The sequence below is a fragment of the Paraburkholderia largidicola genome, assembly GCF_013426895.1.
GTDB lineage: Bacteria > Pseudomonadota > Gammaproteobacteria > Burkholderiales > Burkholderiaceae > Paraburkholderia > Paraburkholderia largidicola.
In genome coordinates this window covers 2,442,069-2,461,655 of the sequence record NZ_AP023175.1, presented here as the reverse complement: position 1 = coordinate 2,461,655, position 19,587 = coordinate 2,442,069, and the positions used below count along the sequence as shown (strand labels likewise).

Sequence of the window (19,587 nt, the reverse complement as noted above, 5' to 3'; positions counted from 1 at the left end):
TTGTTACGCCGATGACGATTACACCACTTTCGCTTCCCGCAAGTTCGCGATCTGATCGAAGCTGTAGCCCAGGTCCTTGAGCACTTCTTCCGTGTGCTCGCCGAGCAGCGGCGAACCCGTGATCTCCGGCTTCATGTCCGAGAACTTGATCGGGCTGCCAACCGTCAGGTACTTGCCGCGCGCCTTGTGGTCCACTTCGACGATCGTGCCGCTCGCACGCAGCGACTCGTCGTTGGCGATTTCCTTCATCGACAGAACCGGTGCGCACGGAATGTCGAACTTGCGCAGGATGTCGACAGCTTCGAACTTCGTCTTGTCGGCGAGCCACGCTTCGATCGTGTTGAAAATATCGAAGATGTGCGGCTGACGTGCTTGCGCCGTCATGTAGGCCGGATCGTCGATCCATTCCGGCTTGCCGATCGCACGGCAAATCGGCTCCCACGCGTGCCCTTGAACCGTGAAGTAGATGTACGCGTTCGGGTCCGTTTCCCAGCCCTTGCACTTGAGCACCCAGCCCGGCTGACCGCCGCCGCCCGCATTGCCGCCGCGCGGCACGACGTCGGTGAATTCGCCGTGCGGATACTGCGGATACTCTTCGAGGTAGCCGACGCGGTCCAGACGCTGCTGGTCGCGCAGTTTCACGCGGCACAGGTTGATCACGCTGTCCTGCATCGACACGGCCACCTTCTGCCCCTTGCCCGTCTTGTCGCGGCCGATCAGCGCCGTGAGAATGCCGATGGCCAGGTGCATACCCGTGTTGCTGTCGCCGAGCGCCGCTGCGCTGACCGTCGGCGGGCCGTCCCAGAAGCCCGTCGTCGATGCCGCGCCGCCTGCGCACTGCGCGACGTTTTCATAGACCTTCAGGTCGTCGTAGTGGTGGCCGTCGCTGAAGCCCTTGACCGATGCCACGATCATCTTCGGGTTCAGTTCGTTGATGCGCTCCCACGTGAAGCCCATGCGGTCCAGTGCGCCCGGTGCAAAGTTCTCGACCAGCACGTCCGATTCCTGAATCAGCTTTTCGAGCACTTCCTTGCCGTCCTGCGTCTTCGTGTCGAGCGTCAGCGAACGCTTGTTGCTGTTGAGCATCGTGAAGTACAGCGCGTCGGCTTCCGGAATGTCGCGCAGCTGGTTACGCGTCACGTCGCCCGAGCCGGGACGCTCGACCTTGATCACATCCGCGCCGAACCAGGCAAGCAACTGGGTGCACGCAGGACCTGCCTGGACGTGCGTGAAGTCGATGATCTTGACGCCTTCGAGTGGTTTGCTCACTTTTGTATCTCCGTGGTTGGCTGATGTCACTTTTTCATTGCCGCGCTTTGCGGGTTCAGATTGGTCAGGCGTCCGCTTTCGGTGCCCGCCGCTTCGTCGATCACTGCGTTGATGAGCGTCGGCTTGCCGGATGCGATCGCTTCCTTCACCGCTTTCTCCAGTTCTTCTGGCGTCGTCACGTTGTAGCCGATGCCGCCGAATGCCTCGATCATCTTGTCGTAGCGCGCGTCCTTCACGAACACCGTCGGCGCGACGTCCTTGCCGCCTGTCGGATTCACGTCGGTGCCGCGATACACGCCGTTGTTGTTGAAGATGATCGTGCACACGGGCAGGTCGTAACGGCAGATCGTTTCGAGTTCCATGCCGCTGAAGCCGAACGCGCTATCGCCTTCGATCGCGAGCACCGGCTTGCCGCTCGTCACGGCTGCACCGATCGCGAAGCCCATGCCAATGCCCATCACACCCCACGTACCCGAATCGAAACGCTTGCGCGGCTGATACATGTCGATGATGGCGCGCGCATAGTCGAGCGTGTTCGCGCCTTCGTTGACGACGTTGATATCCGGATTCGCCTTGACGATGTCGCGCAGCACGCGCAGCGCGCTGTGGAAGTTCATCGGCGACGGATTCTTCGCGAGCGTCGCGGCCATCTTCTGCAGGTTCGTGTTCTTCTTCTCGCTGACGGCGTCGAGCCATTCCTTCGGCGGCTGCGGGAAGTCGTCGCCAACCTGGTCGAGCAGCGAAGCAACGCACGAACCGATATCGCCGACGATAGGCGCCGCGATCGCGACGTTGCTATCCATTTCCTGCGCCGAGATATCGATCTGCACGAACTGCTTCGGCTTGCCCCAGGTCTTGCCCTTGCCGTGTGACAGCAGCCAGTTCAGACGCGCGCCGACCAGCACGACGACATCCGACTCGGCCAGCACGAACGAACGCGCAGCCGAAGCCGATTGCTCGTGCGTATCGGGCAGCAGGCCCTTGGCCATCGACATCGGCAGATACGGAATGCCCGTCTTCTCGATGAAGGCGCGGATTTCCTTGTCGGCCTGCGAGTACGCTGCGCCCTTGCCGAGCAGCACCAGCGGACGCTTCGCGCCTTTCAGCAGATCGATCGCGCGCTTGACGGAATCAGGCGCGGGCAGCTGGCGCGGCGCGGCGTCGATCACGCGTACCAGCGACTGCTTGGCCTTCACGGCGTCGATGGTCTGCGACAGCAGCTTCGCGGGCAGATCCAGGTACACGCCGCCCGGACGACCCGACACGGCAGCGCGAATCGCACGTGCGAGGCCGATGCCGATGTCTTCCGCGTGCAGCACGCGATACGCAGCCTTCGCGTACGGCTTCGCTGCGTTGAGCTGATCCATCTCTTCGTAGTCGCCTTGCTGCAAGTCGACGATTTCACGCTCGCTCGATCCGCTGATCAGGATCATCGGGAAGCAGTTCGTCGTTGCGTTGGCGAGGGCCGTGAGGCCGTTCAGGAAGCCCGGTGCGGACACCGTGAGACAGATGCCGGGCTTTTGCGTCATGTAGCCCGCGATAGCGGCTGCATGACCTGCGTGCTGCTCGTGACGAAATCCGATAAAGCGCATTCCTTCGGCTTGCGCGAGGCGCGCGAGGTCGGTGATAGGAATGCCGACCAGACCAAAAATCGTGTCGATATCGTTTGCTTTGAGTGCATCGATGACGAGGTGGAAACCGTCCGTCGTTTGTTGTGCGTTCTCTTCAGCGGATTCTTGCGGTCTGATCTCAAGTACATCTGCCATGACGTCTCCTCCTTGGCCGGGTGTTGTGTGGCGTCTCGTGATATACAATATTCCAAACACAATATTAGTCAACGGATTTTTGCAGGTGCTTCGGGTTCCGTCTGGTGTTGCTGCATTGCAAAAGTTGGCTAGGGCTTTGTGTCTGAAGGGTCTGGGCGCCTGAATCGTGCATCGCATCAAGTGCCCGTTCGGGATAGTCCTGGGGTCGCTATGTGTCGGTGGTGGCGGCCCTCAGTCCAGAAAATCGCAATGCGCTTCGACATACAACGCGAGGTCGAGCGAGTGCTGGCGGACCAGCGTCTCGACGCGCTCGGTGTCGCGCGCTTCCAGCGCTTCGATGATGCGCATGTGGTCTTCGATCGAACGCGACGCACGGTCGCTCTGCGCGATCGTCATGCGGCGTATCGCGCGCACGTGCATGAAGATGTTCTTGATCGTGTCGAGGATGATCTGCGAACCGGATAGCTCGACGAGCGCCTGGTGAAACGCGATGTTCACCTCGGAGTACTCCTCGATGTGATCGGTCGGCGTCGCCGAATGGAAGTCGTCGAACATCCCGCGTAGCCTGGCAATGTCCTCGTTCGACGCGCGCTGTGTCGCGAGACGCGCCGCCACGCTTTCGAGCGCGGCCCACATACAGATCATCTCGACGATCTCTTTCTTGGTCTTGCGCAGGATGTACACGCCGCGGCGCGGCACCGTGCGCAGAAAGCCTTCCTGTTCGAGCAGCGTCATCGCCTCGCGCACTGGCGTGCGGCTCACGCCGAGCGCCTCGGTCAATTCCTTTTCATCCAGCCGCACTTCGGTGCGCGAGTGATAGATGTCGGTGTTCGCGATCGCGTGCTTGAGTCGCGCGTACGCCTGATCCCGCAGCGAAGCTGTCGCGCTGATCGGCGTGAGATTCAGACTCAACGGGATCGTGCGGACATTTTCTTGCGTGTCGGTGGACATGGTCGACGTGTCTCCTCATTGTCGAAAACGGTGATGGCCCGCTCGACGGATGCGCCGGTTAAGGCGCGGTCGTTCGGCCTTTCTGCATGTCTGCTAATACCGCTTTGCATATGTGCAATACTGTATATCACATATCTTGTCGTCACCACTTCTCCTGCACCCTAGGTCTGCAGCAGGTTCTCCATAAACGTTAGTGAATAGTTTTCAAAGAAAACTTTAACTATCGTGAATCTATCGGCGCGCCTAAGCTGTCTTCACGCAATCGATGAACTGGAGAGCATGATGCGCAACGCACACGATCAACACCGGACTCACTACGAGCGCGCAATCGAGGCGCAGCTGTGCGCCTTCAACAGCGCATTCGCCGACCTCGGTTTGCGCTTCCGCTGGGACGCGCAGACGCTGACGTCGCTTGCGACGATCGACGGCGAACATGCTCGCGTCGTCGCCTATCTGGAGGCGCATCAGGCGCATCTGCTCAATGCGTACAGCGCCGAGTTCCTGAGCGCGGCGATTCTCGCGAAGAAGAGCGCGCATACGCCTGAGGTGCTGCCGACGCGCATCGAGGCGTCGAGCGATGCGCATCGTTCGAATCGTTCGGGCTTTTCGTTTTCGCAGTACTTTGCCGATGACGGTGTGCCCGCTCTTGCAGGCGCCTGAAGAACGGCAAGCCGCACACGCAGCAGGACGCAAGCAATCTCCCGCGCTGATGAAGCGCGGGAGATTTTTTATTGGCTCGTCGATTGCCGAAGCGATGCGGTCGGCGCAAACAGACGCGTGTGACTCAAGCGGAAAAAACTAAGCGGCGCGCCGCCCCTTGAGGCCGCGCACCGCTTCAACACTTCAATGATGATCCTCGCTGCAGCGCGCCAGAATGGCGCCCTGCCTCACTCGCCCGAGCTTGCGCTTAATCGCGAAGCGTTGGCCGACGAAGAGGACGCGGATGTCCCCGACTCGATCAACCGTGCACGCATCGGTGCGAGCACGAACTTCGCCGACACGCCCGCCGCAATCGTGATGACGGCCGAGACGATGAACACCAGACTCCAGCCGCCCGTGGCCGACAACACCGACGCAAGCGGCACCAGCAGCGCCGCCGTGCCCTTCGCCGTATACAACGTGCCCGCGTTAGACGCCGCAAACTTGCTGCCGAACGTATCCGCGCAAATGGCCGGGAAAATCGAGAAGATCTCGCCCCAGAACAGGAAGATCAGTGCCGCGAACGTCATGAACGCATACGGGTTCTGGCCGTACTGCATCATGCCGAGCAGCGCGAGACCTTCGCCGATGAAGATCGCGAACATCGTGTTCTCGCGGCCGATCTTGTCGGAGATGAAACCGCACAACGGACGCGTAAAGCCGTTGCAGATGTTGTCGATGGACAGCGTCATCGTCAGCAGCGGGAGCGTCATGCCGAACATCGTCATCGGCAGCTTCGCGAGGCCCCAGTCCTTCGCGATCGGACCAATCTGTGCCGTTGCCATCAGGCCGCCCGCGGCGACCGCGACGAAGGCTGCGTAGATCACCCAGAACACGGGCGTCTTGATCATCTGCCCCGGCGTGTAGTCGATCTTGCTGACCGCGAACTTGCGCTTGATGTTCGATGCGGCGCGCGTCGTCGGCTTGTGCAGCAGCAGCGCCAGCACGAAGATCGCCACGCCTTGCAGGATGCCGAAGAACAGGAACGTGTGCTCGTAACCCGAGCGCGTAATCATGTTCGCAATCGGAATCACCGTCACCGCCGCGCCTGCGCCGAAACCCGCAGCCGTCAGGCCCGCGGCGAGACCGCGCTTGTCCGGGAACCACTTCAACGCATTGCCGACGCAGGTGCCGTACACACCGCCCGCGCCGATGCCGGCCACGACGGACCCGATATACAGCTCGGGCAGCGTCGTCGCATGCGCGAACAGCATCCACGCGAGGCCCGCGCAAATCGCGCCGCCCGCGACGACGGGACGTGGACCGAAACGGTCGACGAGCCATCCTTCGATAGGTACGAGCCACGTCTCCGTGACGATGAAGATCGAGAATGCAAGCTGGATCGATGCTTCGCCCCAGTGGTGCCGCGCATTCATCGGCGCGACAAAGAGCGTCCATGCATATTGAAGATTGGCGACCAGGGCCATGCACAACATGCCGATCACCAATTGACACCAACGGTTCGAAAATAGACCGCTTCCCGTCGCCTGTCGGGTGTTTCCATTCATGAGCATCGTCTCCGCATTTCTAGTGTTTTCGATGCTGGCGGCGCAATCGGTCATCACGCTGCCCGCATCCGCCTTGCTGTTTTCTTCTACCCGGCGCTGGGGACTTTCGACAGACCTGTGTAGTTAACCATTCAAACAGGTTTCAGTCTTTACATTTTTATTCCAGCAGCCTGCGGATTTTCCCGAATGCAGTGCGCTTAAAAACGCTCATTGCACGTGTTAACCCTTAAATCAGGACGCATCCGGGCTGACCCATCGTAAGAGCACGCACCGGATTGGGAATAATTAAAGAAACTTATCGAATGTATTCGCGATCGTTTATGAATGCGATGACGCGGGGCGCGCAGGGAAGCGCGCCGGTTGGCAATGAGGGAAGATGCGGACATCCGTGAACGGATGTCCGCGGTAGATCAGGGAGAAGCGACTGCTCTCAATCGAGAAAATCGCAATTTGCTTCGATGAAGGCGGCGAGGTCGAGCGAGTGCTGGCGCACCAGACGTTCCGCGAGTTCGGTGTCGCGTTTTTCCAGTGCTTCGATGATGCGCAGGTGATCGACGATCGAGCGCGACGCGCGGTCGCTCTGCGAAATCGTCATGCGACGGATTGCGCGCACGTGAATGAAGATGTTCTTGATCGTGTCGAGAATGATCTGCGACTTCGACAGTTCGACGATTGCCTGATGGAACGCAATGTTCGCATCCGAGTACTCGGCGATATGTTCGGCTGGCGTCGAATCGCGGAACTGGTCGAACATGTGACGCAGCCGCGCGATCTCTTCGTCGGTTGCGTGCAGCGTGGCGAGCCGCGCCGCCATGCTTTCCAGCGCGGCCCACATCTGGACCATCTCGACGATCTCACGCTTGCTCTTGCGCACGATGTAAATGCCCCGGCGCGGGATCGTGCGCACGAAGCCTTCCTGTTCGAGCAGCGTCATCGCCTCGCGCACAGGCGTGCGGCTCACGCCCAGCGATTCGCTCAGCGCGCGGTCGTCGAGGCGTATTTCGTCGCGCGACGCATAGATATCGGCATCGGCGATTGCCGCGCGCAGCATCGCGTACGCGCGATCGCGCAGACTGGCGCTCGTCCCGATGGGTTGCAGTGACAGGGTGAACGGCGTGGCCGCTGGCTGACTGTCAAGTTCTGACGACATGCATCGCCTCTGATCCGGTCGGTGCGAGTGAGCACCGTAGTTGGCTCGAACGGCGCAACCGCGCCGCTCCCGTATCCGCGCCGTCTACTGCCTTCATCGTCACGCGGACTGTGAACGTATTTAGTATATCAGCGTGTGAGGTATTGTCGATGAAAGCCGCATCAGTGCTGGCTGCGCAGCTTCGTCGCGCACGTCGCGCAGCGTAGCGCGCCTGGCAAAAGCGCTTAAGGATTGGGAACCGTCGATGCGGCGCCCGTCGCGGCTGCCGTCAACGCCTCGGGCGCCTCGGACGCCTGGCGAGGCGCTTCATGCGCGATCGTGCCGCATTGCAGCTGGCCGTTGTCGCTGGATTCGAGCTCGGCGGCGTTCAGGCTCGCGCAGGCCGCATCGACGATCGTGCCGATGTCGTGCCGGTTGCGCTCACGCGCGGCGTGCTTCATTTCGCTCTGGAGCCAGCCGCTGAAACTGACGACAGCGAACACGGCAACGGAGAGCAGTACGGACTCGGTCTTGGACACACGCATCTTTGATAGGGCTTTGCAGGAGGGACGGCCACACACGTTATCGGCAGCGGCGCGAAAAGCTTGAATGCGTTGCGTGGTTTGCGTGGCGCGTGGGAATCAGCGCGCGTGATAGAAGCCGTCGAACACCGCCATGGGCGCATCGACGGCGAGCGCCCGGAACGGGAAACACTGCTTGAGATCGGCCATGCCGGCTTGCCGCGCGATGCGTTCGAGAAACCACGTCTGCATGTCTGCCCGCACGTTGCCGTGCCGGTCGAGGAATTGCCCCCATAGCGGCATGTTCTGAAATCGCGAAGCCAATTCGCGCGCCGTTTCCACATAAGCCGCTGGAAATAGCCTGCGATAAGCGGGCAAATTGTAAAGCCACGAAGTACCCAATACGCGTTGCATAGCGGGACGCGTCTGGCGCACATGATCGAATAGCGCGCGCAATTCGGCGCGTCTCGCACCGACGCGTTCATGGCTCAATGGCGAGCAGTCAATCGATTCCGCATTGGCGAAATGCAGGCGAATGGAATCATCGCCCGCATCCGAGAAAGAAAAGCAGCCAAAAGTAGCAAGTAACGAAGGCGGCGGCACAGGCTCGCAGGTGAGATAGAAACGCCATGTCCACTCCGCCGGCTCAAGCGCATTTCTCAAACCGTCGATATACATTTGCCACACAGCGTCCTTAGGATCGAATTCGCGGCCGAGTCCAAAGCGGATATAGAAATTGGTGTAATCCAGCAGCGCCCGCTCGAGCGGCATGCCCGACACAGCGGCGACACGCTCCGCAAAACGCCATTGCAATTCGAAAAATGCCCGGCTATATCGGATCACGCATTGCCTTTCATGCAAATTGTGTTGAGCCAATCGTCTTGGTGTTAGCTGAAATGATCCTTTAGCGTGCCGACCGTTTCAAGCTTTAAGCTTCAATACCGCGAACATTACTCCCGGCTTTCGCATTCGATTCGACAAGCCGCAATATGCAAACCGGATTGTGCCAATCCGATCAATGGAGACCGCCATGGCCGCCGAACCCGACAGCTTCCGCGATCAATTCGTCTCGCTGTTCCAGTCAGCCGTCGATCAGGTCGTGCGCAGCACGACGCCTTCCGCGACGCTCGCCTCGCGGCCTGGAACGGACAACGCGCTCGTCAACGCGGCAGCGACGATTGCGTCGCTGAAGTCGCAAGGTCAATCGACGTTGCCCGACGTCGCGCCGGGCGAAGTCGCGCAGGACGCCTGGACGTGCGCGAAGATGGGCTTCGCGCTGATGGAAGCGCGCGCCCGCGGCGACGCGGCAGGCGCGGACAGCATTGAGAACGACCTGCGCTACAACGTCTGCGATCCGGCGTGGATCAAGGTCATCGAGAGCTACATGCAGTTCTTCGGCCCGGACGGCAAGCGCGCGTCGATTCCCTACCGGCGCGCGGCCGCCATCGGCCCCGTCACGGTGCCGCTGAAAGGGGGCGCGACGGTCGCGCTGATCGCCGACTGGGGCACGGGAACGGACGTCGCAGTGGATCTGCTGAAGCAGGCAGCGCTGCAAAACCCCGACGTCGTGATTCATCTCGGCGACATCTACTATTCGGGCACGCCTCAGGAATGCGATGCGAACTTCAGGAACATCGTCGACAGCGTGCTCTCGCGCAACACGAAGGACGTACCCGTCTACACGCTTTCGGGCAACCACGACATGTACTCCGGCGGCGCCGGCTATTACGGGCTGATCGACACGCTCAACGATCACGCTCGCCTTCAGCCCGCCAGCTTCTTCTGCCTGCGCAACGACGACTGGCAGTTCATCGCGATGGACACTGGGCTGCACGACTACGACCCGTTCCACGGAACGGAAGTCCTCACGTTTCTCGAGCAGGACGAAGAGGACTGGATTGTCGAGCGCATCGCCGAATTCAGCGGCAAGACGATCCTGCTCTCGCATCACCAGCTGTTTTCCGCGCTGTCGCAGATTGGACCGCTGCAGAGGGGCGGCAAGCTCGTCGCGCACAACCCGAAGCTGCTCGCGAGCTTCCAGCGTTTCGCGCAGGCCGCGAAGCAGCCCGTCAGCGCATGGTTCTGGGGCCACGAGCACAACCTGAGCATCTATCAGCCGTACCTCGGATTGAACCGCGGACGCTGCATCGGCCATGGCGCGGTGCCCGTGATCGTCGACGGACGGGAGAACGCGCCGGACCCGCGCATCGTCAATCCGCCCGCGCTGCAAAACGTGCTGCTGAAAGAGGCGGACAAGATCTACATGCACGGCTTCACGATCATCCGGCTCGGGCAAGGCGCGCAGAGCGGGCAGGCGTCCGCCGAGTACTATGAAAGCAGCGACGGCACGACGCCCATGTTCACGGAAACGCTTTAGCGTTCGATGAACCCCATCACATGTCGACGATCACTTCGAAGCCGCCGTAAATCAGCCGCTTGCCGTCGAACGGCATCGTCATCACATCGGGTTGCAGACGCGGATCGGCCATTACCTTGCCCATGCCTTCGTCGCGCTTCGCGCGCGAAGGCCAGACGACCCACGAAAACACGACCACTTCGTCCGGCTCACGCTTGACGGCCAGCGGGAACGACGTGAGCTTGCCTTCGGGCACGTCGTCGCCCCAGCACTCGACGACGTTCAGCGCGCCGTACTCCTTGAACACGCCCGCTGCCGTCTCGGCGTGCTTGCGGTAAACCTCGCGATTCTCCGCCTTCACTGCCACCACGAATCCATCCACGTAGTTCATTGCCGCTCTCCTGTGCAAAGTCGTCAGATGCCGGGCATAAAAAGCGCGGTTGCCCGGTTCTACACAGACGACGAACGGCGCGACAGCAAATCGACAGCTTCGCGAAGATTTTCATGTGCGAATGTGCGGCGGGGCCCGCACCGTATGCCGCGCCAATGTCATAATCCGCGCAGGATCCCACACACGTTTTCAATCAACATGGCGAGCCGGTTCCATCGGAAGATTGGCTGCATTCTCGGATTGCTCGCTATCCTGATGGCGGCGCTCGCACCTACCGTCTCGCAGGCCATTGCGGCGAGCCGCGGCGCATACGATCCCGCCGCCGCGCTCTGTTCCGCGCAAACGGCCAGTCCCGCCGAAACCCAGGAAGACGACGCCGGCAATACGCACACGCTCGCCTCGCACTGGCATGCGTGTGGCTATTGCAGCCTGCTCGCGCACATTCCCGTGCTGCCCGCCTCGCCGTCGACGTTTGCGCTGACGGTCGCCGCGATTACGCAGCGTGTGGCGGTTCGCTTCGAAAGCGTCGCGCTCGTCACACCGTTCGAAAGCGCGCAGCCGCGCGCGCCCCCCGTGCATCTCTGAGTCGAACCCGCGTACCCGCAACGCCGTCACGGCGTTGCCGTTTTCGCGCACGCCGCGTTACCGCCTTCCGGCGCGTACGCGGCGGGCGCGCGCTCTCACTCAGGATCACACCTATGAATACCCGACACTTCGCGCGCGGCACACTGCCGCTCGCCGGCTGCATCCTCGCCGCCCTGCTCTTTCCGTCCATGTCTCACGCGCACTCCATTGCAGGCGACCGCGTTTTCCCCGCCACGATGGCCGTCGACGATCCGGGCGTCAGCGACGAACTCAACCTGGAATACGGCCATCAGCGGGTGCGCGGCGACGATGGCGACCAGAGCGTCAACAGCTTCAGCTTCGAATACGACAAGCTGATTACGCCGCGCCTCGCGGTATCGATCGGCGGCGCGTACGTCGGGCAGAACAATCCGACCGCGCACGGCTTCGACAACTTCAGCGTCGGCCTCAAGTACCTGCTGTACGTCAACGAAGCGCATGAGTTCATGACGTCGGTCGGCGTCGACGCGGACCTGGGCGGCACGGGCAGCCACGCGATCGGCGAAAGCTTCTCGACCATCTCGCCGACGATCTTCGCCGGCAAGGGCTTCGGCGACCTGCCCGATTCGCTCGCGTATCTGCGTCCCATCGCGATCACGGGCGAAGCGGGCCCCGCGTTCACGACGGGCGCGGGCCAGCCGAACGCGTTCAACTACGGCGTGACCGTGCAGTACAGCCTGCCTTATCTGCAGCAGCACGTGCGCGACGTCGGTTTGCCGCAACCGCTTGCGAACCTGATCCCCATCGTCGAGATTCCGCTGTCGCGCAGCCAGGGGCAAACCACGGGCACGATCAACCCCGGCGTCATCTGGATCAACCGTTATGGGCAGTTCGGCATCGAAGCGCAGATTCCCGTGAATCACGCGAGCGGCTCGCATGTCGGCGTGCTGGTGCAGGCGCATCTGTTCTTCGACGACATCGCGCCCACGACGATCGGCAAACCGCTTTTCCCCTGACGAGGACACCACCATGAACACGACACGACTCGTGGCGGCCCTCGCGCTGTCACTCATGCTGACGCCGCTCGCGGCGCTCGCTCATGTGTTTCCGCAAAAGCAGGAGCCCGGCGCGGGCACGACCGTCGAAGCACCCGCCAGGGTGACCATCACGTTCGATGGCCCGCTCGAACCCGCCTTCAGTTCGTTGACCGTCACGGATGCGGCGGGCAAGCCGGTGAACACCGCGAAATCGACGGTCGATACGCAGCAGCCGAGCGTCGCGTCCGTCGCGCTGCCGCCTGCGCTGGCCGCGGGCAAATACACGGTGCACTGGGTCGCGGTGGCGTCGGACGGACATCGCACGCACGGCGACTACTCGTTCAACGTGAAGTGACGATGCGTTCCGGAGTCGACGTACGCTCTGCTGCATCGCGATTAAAAATGTCGTAGAAAATGGCTTGAATGCGCGGCGCGCGGCGTCATGGAACTGGGCATGACGCCGCGTTGCACGAGGCCGTGCTACTGTCGCAAACAGCCGTTGCAATCAGCGGCTGCCAACGACGATTTGAACCTGCTGCCCTGCACGTCTCTTTGACCGTTCAACCCCGCTATGGAGTGTGCGTGAACAATCCGCTGATTTTTGGCTTTGCGCTCGTCGCAGTCGATGTCGTGATCTGGCGTTGCACCACACCCAAAAACGAAGTGGCGCGGCTGCTGGTGCGCCTGTGCATTTATGCCGCGTTCAGCGCGCTGCTATTCGGCTCGGGCCTGAGTCCGTTCTCGCAGGCGCCCTATGCGGATTCGACGCCGTTGCACGTGCTGGGCCAGGTGCTCGAAATCATCTGGTGGCTGATGGGCGCGCGCCTGCTGAGCCTTTTGCTCGACACGCTGCTGTTGCCGCAGACCTGGCGCCGTCAACGGCTCTTCTCGGACGTGTTCGGCGCGGTGGTGTTTCTCGCGGCTGCCGTCGCGGCGCTTGGTTTCGTGCTCGAACTGCCGGTGCGCGGGCTGGTCGCGACATCGGGCGCGCTCGCGATCGTGCTGGGTCTTGCGATCCAGAGCACGCTCAGCGACGTGTTTGCCGGCATCGTGATCAACACGACCGAGCCGTATCACATCGGCAACTGGGTGATCATCGACGGCGTCGAGGGCAAGGTGCTGGAGATGAACTGGCGCGCGACGCATCTGCTGACCTCGCAAGGCAACATCGTGATCGTGCCCAACGCCGTTGCGGCGAAGGCAAAGATCACGAACAACAGCCGGCCGCCGTCGCTGCACGGCGTCACCTTGATGCTGGAAATCACGCCCGAAGCGCGCCCGAGCGTGGTGGTGGCCGCACTCGAACGGGCGCTGGCGGGTGTGCGCGCGGTGATTGCCGACCCGGCGCCGTATGCGATCGTGAAGCGTAGCAGCGCGATGTCCGTCACCTACGAGGCGACCGCATATGTCGATGACATGAGCAAGAAGCTCGCCGTCACGAATGAACTGTATGACCTGTGTTACCGGCAGCTGCAGGCAGCGGGTGTCGAACTGAGGCCGCTTGGCGCGGGTTATGTGGCGTCGTCTGCTTCGCTGGCTGCGCAAGCCGATCCGCGTATCGCGCTGCTGCGGCGCGTCGACATTTTCGCCGCGTTGACGGCCGAAGAGTTGCAGCGTCTCGCGCCTTTGCTTTCGCGTCGCTCATATGAGCGTGGTGACACCGTGGTCACGCCGGATAACGTGCTCGACCATTTGACCATTGTCGATTCGGGTGTGCTTTCTGTCGTGGCTGAAGATGCGTCTGGGCCTGTCGAGGTGACGCGGCTTGGGCCGGGTGATGCGTTGGGGGAATCGGGCTTACTGGCCGGCATGCCTGCGCGCGTGACCATTTCGGCGCTTACGTCGGCGACTGTTTATCAGTTGAAGAAGGAGGACTTGACGCCGCTGCTCAAGGATAAGCCGGATGTCGCCAGACAGATGTGTGAGATGCTGTCGAGGAGGCAGGATACGTTAGGTAAGCTCGGGACGCCGACGCCTGTTGCTCAGTCGGAGCAGTCGATTTTTCAATGGCTGCTGGATGGGATGAAGAAGTTGCATGATCTGACGTTTTGAGTTTTTTTGTCTGCGACGCTGGGTGGTTTGATTGTGTTTGGTGGCTGCGCTAGCGGTTTGGTTTGGTTTGGTTTGCTTGTGTTTGCGCTGGCCTCGGCGTTATGACTTACCCGTTCAAGCGTCGCCCCTGTGCGGGGCGGCACCTACTTTTCTTTGCCGCCGCAAAGAAAAGTAGGCAAAAGAAAGCGGCTCACACCGCCAGCCCTTGTTCTTTTCCACGGGCCCCCAACGTCCCCATCCTCCATACGGCAGCGTATCTGTTTGCGTGCGTTGCCAACGCTTTGAATGAACGCATCCCCTACTTCAGATAGCCTCACTATGATTCGGTGTTGTCGAACACGTTCGGCCGCATTGCGGCAAACTGTGTGTAGGTCGTGCCGTCGTATAGGGCAGCGCTCCTACATGGTGGCACATCGCGTCGGGGCCGAAGTGAGGCGGGTGCGGTACTACGGCCTACACACAGTTTGCCACCTGGGCGGCAGCGGAATGTCCGGTGGGGTGTGACGTAACTCGGGTGCGCGAAGCGGGTGAGGCGCACTGCAAGAGCGCTGGCAACGGACGTCGGTCACGTGGTTGCCGTGTGAAGCGTAAGACCCTTTGGGGGCCCTCAGGCAAACACAAGCACTGGCGGTGTGAGCCGCTTTCTTTTGCCTACTTTTCTTTGCGGCGGCAAAGAAAAGTAGGTGCCGCCCCGCACAGGGGCAACGCTAGCAAACCAATAACATCACGCGGATGCCAGCGCAAACACAAGCAAACCAAACCGCTACCGCAGCCACCAAACCACCCAGCGTCGCAGACAAAAAACCGAAACCCACCTCAATGACCGAACTACACCGCCCGGACCTCCGCCCTGCCCTGGAATGCCGCTCATTGAGCAAAGCCTACGCTACAAACCGCGTGGTACTCGCAGACCTCGACTTCAAGCTCGCCGCAGGCGAATTCATAGCAATAATGGGCGACTCGGGTGTCGGCAAATCAACGCTATTGAACCTGATAGCGGGCCTGGACCACGCCGACTCCGGTGAGGTGCTCATCGACGGCACGCCCGTCTCCACGCTGAACGACGACGCCGCCACCCGTCTGCGCCGCGAGAAACTCGGCTTCGTCTTCCAGGCGTTCCACGTGCTGCCACATCTGACGCTCGCGCAAAACGTCGCGCTACCGCTATTGCTGAACGGCATCGCCCCCCAACGCGCACGCGACATGCTCGCCGCCGTCGGCCTCGAGGGACGCGGCAACGACATGCCCCGCCAGCTATCGGGCGGCGAACTGCAACGTGTCGCCATCGCGCGCGCCCTGGTGCATCGCCCCACGCTGCTCCTCGCCGATGAGCCCACGGGCAATCTCGACCCCGACACCGCGCATGAAGTGCTCATGCTGCTGCGCGACGAAACCAAAGCCAACGGCGCAGCGACGATGATGGTCACGCATTCGCAAGCAGCAGCAGCCGTTGCCGATCGCGTGCTCATCCTGAGCGAAGGCAAGCTGCACGCGATGCAAGCAACCTCGCCCCACGCGTCGCGCCAAAACCATGAATGACACCGCGCTGAACGCAACCGCGCACCGCGCGCACACCACGCGCCACGGCCTGCGTACCCTCACCCGCTGGCTGCTCGCCGCCGAATGGCACAGCCACAAAGGTCGCGCGCTGATCGCGATTGCGACCATCGCGCTCGGTGTCGCACTCGGCTATGCCGTGCAACTGATCAACAGCGCTGCGTTCAACGAATTCTCGGCGGCGACACGCAGCCTGTCGGGCCAGGCCGACCTGCAGGTGCGCGGCGCGCAACCCACGTTCGACGAAAGCGCCTATCCCCGACTCGCGACACAGCCCGGCGTCGCGCTCGCCAGCCCCGTGCTCGAACTCGACGTGACCGTGCCGGACCGCACCGCGCCGCTGAAAGTGCTCGGCATCGACATGTTCCGCGCAAGCCGCATCGCGCCCGATCTGACAGGTGTAGCAGACAGCGACAGCCCGCTCGACGCGCTCGCGAGCGACGCCATCTTCCTCTCGCCCGCCGCGCAGCAATGGCTCGGCGTGCGCGTCGGCGAGACGGTGACGTTGCGCAGCGGCACGTCCGACGTGCGTCTGCGCGTGGCGGGCGGCATCGTGCGGGCGCGGCCCGGGCAACGCATCGCGGTGATGGACATCGCGGCTGCGCAATGGCGCTTCGGGCGCATCGGCAAGTTGTCGCGCGTCGATCTGCAACTCGAGCGCGGCGTCGATCGCGAACGCTTCCGGCACGCGTTGCAGGACCAGCTCGGCAGCCGCTTCGCCGTGGGCGAAACGCGCGATGTCGAAAGCCGTACCGACCGACTGTCGCGCGCTTACCGGATCAACATGAACGTGCTCGCGCTCGTCGCGCTCTTCACGGGCGCGTTTCTCGTGTTCTCGACGCAAGCGCTCGGCGTGGTGCGCCGGCGCGCGCAGTTCGCGATGCTGCGCGTGCTCGGCCTCACGCGGGCGCAGCTGTTGCGGCAGATTCTGCTCGAAGGCGCCTTGCTCGGCACACTCGGCTCGATCGCCGGCATCGCGCTCGGCTTTGTGCTCGCCTCTGTCGTGCTGCGCTTTTTCGGCAGCGATCTGGGCGGCGGCTATTTCCCCGGCGTTCAACCGACAGTCGGCTTCGAGCCCATCGCCAGCGCGATCTTCGTTGCGCTCGGCATCGGCGTATCGCTGCTCGGCAGTCTCGTGCCCGCGCTCGAAGCGGCGCGCGCGCATCCCGCGCCTGCGCTGAAAGCAGGCGGCGAGGAAAGCGCGCTCGGCAAGCTGTCGACGCCATGGCCCGCGCTCGCCTGCATTGCGCTCGGCGTGGCGCTGACGCAGACGCCGCCCGTCTTCGACGTGCCGATTGCGGGCTATCTCGCCGTCGCGCTGCTGCTGATCGGCGGCATCGCGCTGATGCCGCGCGTCACGTCGCTGCTGTTTCGCGCGCTGAGCCGTACGCTCGATGCCAGCCCACGGCGGCCCGCCGCGCCCGTGATCGCGCTGGCGCTCGCGCGCCTTGCGAACGCGCCGGGTCAGGCATCGATTGCGATGGGCGGCGTGCTGTCGAGCTTCACGCTGATCGTCGCGATGGCGATCATGGTGTCGAGCTTCCGCGTGTCGGTCGAAGACTGGCTCGCGCACCTGCTGTCCGCCGACGTCTATGTGCGCGTCGCGCCGAACGGCGACACGGGCGGCCTGAACCCGCAACAGCAGGCGATGCTCGCCGCCACGCGCGGCATCCGGCACGCCGCGTTCGCGCGCACCTCGCAACTGACGCTCGACGCGTCGCGGCCGTCCGTCGCCTTGCTCGCCCGCGAAATCGATGCCGCCGATCCCGGCGCGAACCTGCAGATCACCGGCGCGATCCTGCCGCCGTCCGCATTGCACGCCAGCGAGACGCCCGTGTGGGCATCGGAAGCGATGGTCGATCTGTATGGCTATCACGTCGGTCAACGGCTGATGCTGCCGATCGGCGAGCACGGTGCCGTGTTCGTCGTCGCGGGCATATGGCGCGATTACGTGCGGCAGACGGGCGCGCTGCAGATCCGTCTGGCCGACTACCGGCGCCTCACGGGCGACACCGGCGCGACCGACGCCGCCCTTACCCTGGAGCACGGCGTGAGCGCGGCGCAGGCCATCGCCGCGATGGGCGCGTTGCCGTTCGCGAGCGCGCTCGACTTCGCGCAACCCGGCGAGATCCGCGCGCGCACGCTGACGATCTTCGACCGCAGCTTCGCCGTCACGTATCTGCTGGAAGCCGTCGCGATCGTGATCGGCTTGTTCGGCGTCGCGGCGACGTTTTCGGCGCAGACGCTGTCGCGCTCGCGCGAGTTCGGCATGCTGCGACATGTGGGCGTGACGCGCGGACAGATTCTCGCGCTGCTCGCGACGGAAGGCGGACTGCTCACCGCGCTCGGCATCGCGATGGGCTGCGTGCTCGGCTTCGCGATCAGCCTGATCCTCGTGTTCGTCGTCAATCCGCAGTCGTTTCACTGGAGCATGTCGCTGCATGTACCGTGGACGCTGCTATCCGTGCTGGCGCTCGTGATGCTCGCGTCGTCGTGCACGACGGCCGTTGCGGCGGGCCGCCGTGCTGTTTCCGTCGATGCCGTGCGCGCGGTCAGGGAGGACTGGTGATGCGTGCCGCCCGTATTCTGTCGCTCGCGTGTACGTGCCTCGTTAGCGCATCGTTCGTGTTCGCGGCCGAACCGCAGTTCGCGGTCGTCTCGCCGGGCAAGTCGATCGAACTGCCGCGCGACACGGGCGCGCATCCCGCGTTTCGCACCGAATGGTGGTACGCGACGGGCTGGCTGGAGACGCCCGATCATCAGCCGCTCGGTTTCCAGATCACGTTTTTCCGCTCGGCTACGGGCCATCCGGCGAGCGATCCCAGCGCGTTCGCGCCGACGCAACTGATCGTCGCGCACGCCGCGCTCAGCGATCCGAAGCTGGGGCGGCTCGTGCACGACCAGAAGATCGCGCGACAAGGCTTCGGCCTCGCCTACGCAAAGCCCGACAACACCGATGTGCGGCTCGATACGTGGCGTATGGTCCGCGCGCCCGACGGCCACTACGACGTGAGTGCCGAGGCGGCCGGCTTCGCGCTGCATCTGACGTTCACGCCGACGCAGGCGCCGCTGCTTCAAGGTGACAACGGCTACTCGCGCAAAGGACGGCTGCCGGAACAGGCGAGCTACTACTACAGCGAGCCGCAACTGCGCGTGACGGGCAGCGTCGTGCGTCCCTCCGCCGATGGCGCGAGCCGCGCCGCGACGCCGACGCCCGTCACGGGTAGCGCGTGGCTCGATCACGAATGGTCGAGCACGCTGCTCGCATCCGATGCCGTCGGCTGGGACTGGCTCGGCGCGAACCTGGCGGACGGCGCCGCGCTGATGGCGTTCAAGGTGCGCGCCGCCGATGGCCGCGCAGTCTGGGCGCACGCTGCGCTGCGCACGGCCGATGGCCGCGTCACGCAATACGGCCCCGGCGACGTGGACTTCTCGCCGACCCGCCAGTGGCGCTCGCCGCGCACCAGCACGCAATACCCGGTGGCGACCGTCGTCCGCACGGGCGACACCCGCTGGCAACTGACGCCATTGCTCGACGACCAGGAACTCGATTCGAGCGAATCGACGGGAGCCCTCTACTGGGAGGGCGCTGTCGCCATCCGCCGCGACGGGCAACCCGCAGGCCACGGCTACCTCGAACTGACCGGCTATGGAAAAAAGCTGAAGCTGGAACGGCGCTGACGCCCACCCGGCGGGCACTTAGGGGTAAACCCTTAAATCTGGAAAAGTCACTTCCACGGGATGGTCTTAATCTTAAGCGCCTACATACCTACACTAGCTTCAACTG

The 19,587-nt window shown here is 63.0% G+C and carries 17 protein-coding genes; 9 read left to right on the top strand and 8 right to left on the bottom strand.

The annotated features are described in order from the left end of the window. Positions 1–18: 18 nt before the first annotated feature. The 3 genes from frc to PPGU16_RS27670 form a co-directional block, all read right to left on the bottom strand. Entirely contained in the window at positions 19–1,269 is a 1,251-nt protein-coding gene (frc, locus tag PPGU16_RS27680; RefSeq protein ID WP_180723562.1) for a formyl-CoA transferase, read from the bottom strand. Between the two features lie 26 nt (positions 1,270–1,295). Next, positions 1,296–3,035 carry an oxalyl-CoA decarboxylase gene (oxc, locus tag PPGU16_RS27675; RefSeq protein ID WP_180723561.1) on the bottom strand — a complete coding sequence of 580 codons (1,740 nt, stop codon included), beginning with the start codon at positions 3,033–3,035 and terminating at the stop codon, positions 1,296–1,298. A gap of 231 nt (positions 3,036–3,266) precedes the next feature. After that, positions 3,267–3,986 (bottom strand): GntR family transcriptional regulator, encoded by a 720-nt coding sequence (locus PPGU16_RS27670; RefSeq protein ID WP_180723560.1) that lies wholly within the window; start codon positions 3,984–3,986, stop codon positions 3,267–3,269. Positions 3,987–4,265: 279 nt separating this feature from the next. Here PPGU16_RS27670 and PPGU16_RS27665 point away from each other — a divergent pair, with 279 nt between their 5' ends. After that, positions 4,266–4,646: a hypothetical protein gene (locus tag PPGU16_RS27665; protein WP_408425050.1), complete on the top strand. Its 381-nt coding sequence runs from the start codon at positions 4,266–4,268 to the stop codon at positions 4,644–4,646. Positions 4,647–4,873: 227 nt separating this feature from the next. Here PPGU16_RS27665 and oxlT read toward each other — a convergent pair whose 3' ends face one another. The 4 genes from oxlT to PPGU16_RS27645 form a co-directional block, all read right to left on the bottom strand. Beyond that, the gene (oxlT, locus tag PPGU16_RS27660) at positions 4,874–6,193 is read right to left on the bottom strand and encodes an oxalate/formate MFS antiporter (protein ID WP_180723559.1); all 1,320 of its coding nucleotides are present in this window, start codon (positions 6,191–6,193) and stop codon (positions 4,874–4,876) included. A gap of 430 nt (positions 6,194–6,623) precedes the next feature. Beyond that, positions 6,624–7,343 (bottom strand): GntR family transcriptional regulator, encoded by a 720-nt coding sequence (locus PPGU16_RS27655; protein ID WP_036000882.1) that lies wholly within the window; start codon positions 7,341–7,343, stop codon positions 6,624–6,626. Between the two features lie 224 nt (positions 7,344–7,567). Further along, a complete protein-coding gene (locus tag PPGU16_RS27650) occupies positions 7,568–7,867 on the bottom strand; it encodes a hypothetical protein (protein WP_180723558.1) in 300 nt (99 codons plus the stop codon). 96 nt (positions 7,868–7,963) lie between these two features. Beyond that, on the bottom strand, positions 7,964–8,686 hold the full coding sequence (locus tag PPGU16_RS27645) for a hypothetical protein (RefSeq protein ID WP_180723557.1): 723 nt from the start codon (positions 8,684–8,686) through the stop codon (positions 7,964–7,966). Between the two features lie 187 nt (positions 8,687–8,873). Here PPGU16_RS27645 and PPGU16_RS27640 point away from each other — a divergent pair, with 187 nt between their 5' ends. Next, positions 8,874–10,220 (top strand): metallophosphoesterase family protein, encoded by a 1,347-nt coding sequence (locus PPGU16_RS27640; RefSeq protein ID WP_180723556.1) that lies wholly within the window; start codon positions 8,874–8,876, stop codon positions 10,218–10,220. 16 nt (positions 10,221–10,236) lie between these two features. Here PPGU16_RS27640 and PPGU16_RS27635 read toward each other — a convergent pair whose 3' ends face one another. Further along, on the bottom strand, positions 10,237–10,590 hold the full coding sequence (locus PPGU16_RS27635; RefSeq protein WP_180723555.1) for a DUF1428 domain-containing protein: 354 nt from the start codon (positions 10,588–10,590) through the stop codon (positions 10,237–10,239). A 198-nt stretch (positions 10,591–10,788) separates the two neighbouring features. Here PPGU16_RS27635 and PPGU16_RS27630 point away from each other — a divergent pair, with 198 nt between their 5' ends. From PPGU16_RS27630 to PPGU16_RS27600, 7 genes are all read left to right on the top strand, one after another. Beyond that, positions 10,789–11,175, top strand: coding sequence for a DUF2946 domain-containing protein (locus tag PPGU16_RS27630; protein WP_180723554.1), 387 nt, complete (start codon positions 10,789–10,791; stop codon positions 11,173–11,175). A 113-nt stretch (positions 11,176–11,288) separates the two neighbouring features. After that, positions 11,289–12,170: a hypothetical protein gene (locus PPGU16_RS27625; RefSeq protein WP_180723553.1), complete on the top strand. Its 882-nt coding sequence runs from the start codon at positions 11,289–11,291 to the stop codon at positions 12,168–12,170. A 13-nt stretch (positions 12,171–12,183) separates the two neighbouring features. Continuing rightward, positions 12,184–12,546 carry a copper resistance CopC family protein gene (locus PPGU16_RS27620; protein WP_180723552.1) on the top strand — a complete coding sequence of 121 codons (363 nt, stop codon included), beginning with the start codon at positions 12,184–12,186 and terminating at the stop codon, positions 12,544–12,546. A 227-nt stretch (positions 12,547–12,773) separates the two neighbouring features. After that, on the top strand, positions 12,774–14,243 hold the full coding sequence (locus PPGU16_RS27615; protein ID WP_180723551.1) for a mechanosensitive ion channel family protein: 1,470 nt from the start codon (positions 12,774–12,776) through the stop codon (positions 14,241–14,243). An 819-nt stretch (positions 14,244–15,062) separates the two neighbouring features. Then, positions 15,063–15,782, top strand: a complete 720-nt coding sequence (locus PPGU16_RS27610; RefSeq protein WP_180723550.1) for an ABC transporter ATP-binding protein — start codon at positions 15,063–15,065, stop codon at positions 15,780–15,782. Next, positions 15,775–18,369: an FtsX-like permease family protein gene (locus PPGU16_RS27605; RefSeq protein WP_180723549.1), complete on the top strand. Its 2,595-nt coding sequence runs from the start codon at positions 15,775–15,777 to the stop codon at positions 18,367–18,369. Before PPGU16_RS27610 ends, PPGU16_RS27605 begins: the two co-directional genes overlap by 8 nt. Continuing rightward, positions 18,369–19,481, top strand: coding sequence for a lipocalin-like domain-containing protein (locus PPGU16_RS27600; protein ID WP_180723548.1), 1,113 nt, complete (start codon positions 18,369–18,371; stop codon positions 19,479–19,481). The genes PPGU16_RS27605 and PPGU16_RS27600 overlap by 1 nt, the downstream gene beginning before the upstream one ends. Positions 19,482–19,587: the final 106 nt, after the last annotated feature.

What these genes read in the sequence shown, in the direction of transcription:
- PPGU16_RS27640 (WP_180723556.1), top strand. Translation starts at nt 8,874, where the DNA reads ATGGCCGCCGAACCCGACAGCTTCCGCGATCAATTCGTCTCGCTGTTC.
- PPGU16_RS27665 (WP_408425050.1), top strand. Translation starts at nt 4,266, where the DNA reads ATGATGCGCAACGCACACGATCAACACCGGACTCACTACGAGCGCGCA.
- PPGU16_RS27605 (WP_180723549.1), top strand. Translation starts at nt 15,775, where the DNA reads ATGAATGACACCGCGCTGAACGCAACCGCGCACCGCGCGCACACCACG.
- PPGU16_RS27600 (WP_180723548.1), top strand. Translation starts at nt 18,369, where the DNA reads ATGCGTGCCGCCCGTATTCTGTCGCTCGCGTGTACGTGCCTCGTTAGC.
- PPGU16_RS27635 (WP_180723555.1), bottom strand. Translation starts at nt 10,590, where the DNA reads ATGAACTACGTGGATGGATTCGTGGTGGCAGTGAAGGCGGAGAATCGC.
- PPGU16_RS27620 (WP_180723552.1), top strand. Translation starts at nt 12,184, where the DNA reads ATGAACACGACACGACTCGTGGCGGCCCTCGCGCTGTCACTCATGCTG.
- oxc (WP_180723561.1), bottom strand. Translation starts at nt 3,035, where the DNA reads ATGGCAGATGTACTTGAGATCAGACCGCAAGAATCCGCTGAAGAGAAC.
- PPGU16_RS27610 (WP_180723550.1), top strand. Translation starts at nt 15,063, where the DNA reads ATGACCGAACTACACCGCCCGGACCTCCGCCCTGCCCTGGAATGCCGC.
- PPGU16_RS27670 (WP_180723560.1), bottom strand. Translation starts at nt 3,986, where the DNA reads ATGTCCACCGACACGCAAGAAAATGTCCGCACGATCCCGTTGAGTCTG.
- PPGU16_RS27625 (WP_180723553.1), top strand. Translation starts at nt 11,289, where the DNA reads ATGAATACCCGACACTTCGCGCGCGGCACACTGCCGCTCGCCGGCTGC.
- PPGU16_RS27650 (WP_180723558.1), bottom strand. Translation starts at nt 7,867, where the DNA reads ATGCGTGTGTCCAAGACCGAGTCCGTACTGCTCTCCGTTGCCGTGTTC.
- PPGU16_RS27655 (WP_036000882.1), bottom strand. Translation starts at nt 7,343, where the DNA reads ATGTCGTCAGAACTTGACAGTCAGCCAGCGGCCACGCCGTTCACCCTG.
- PPGU16_RS27630 (WP_180723554.1), top strand. Translation starts at nt 10,789, where the DNA reads ATGGCGAGCCGGTTCCATCGGAAGATTGGCTGCATTCTCGGATTGCTC.
- oxlT (WP_180723559.1), bottom strand. Translation starts at nt 6,193, where the DNA reads ATGAATGGAAACACCCGACAGGCGACGGGAAGCGGTCTATTTTCGAAC.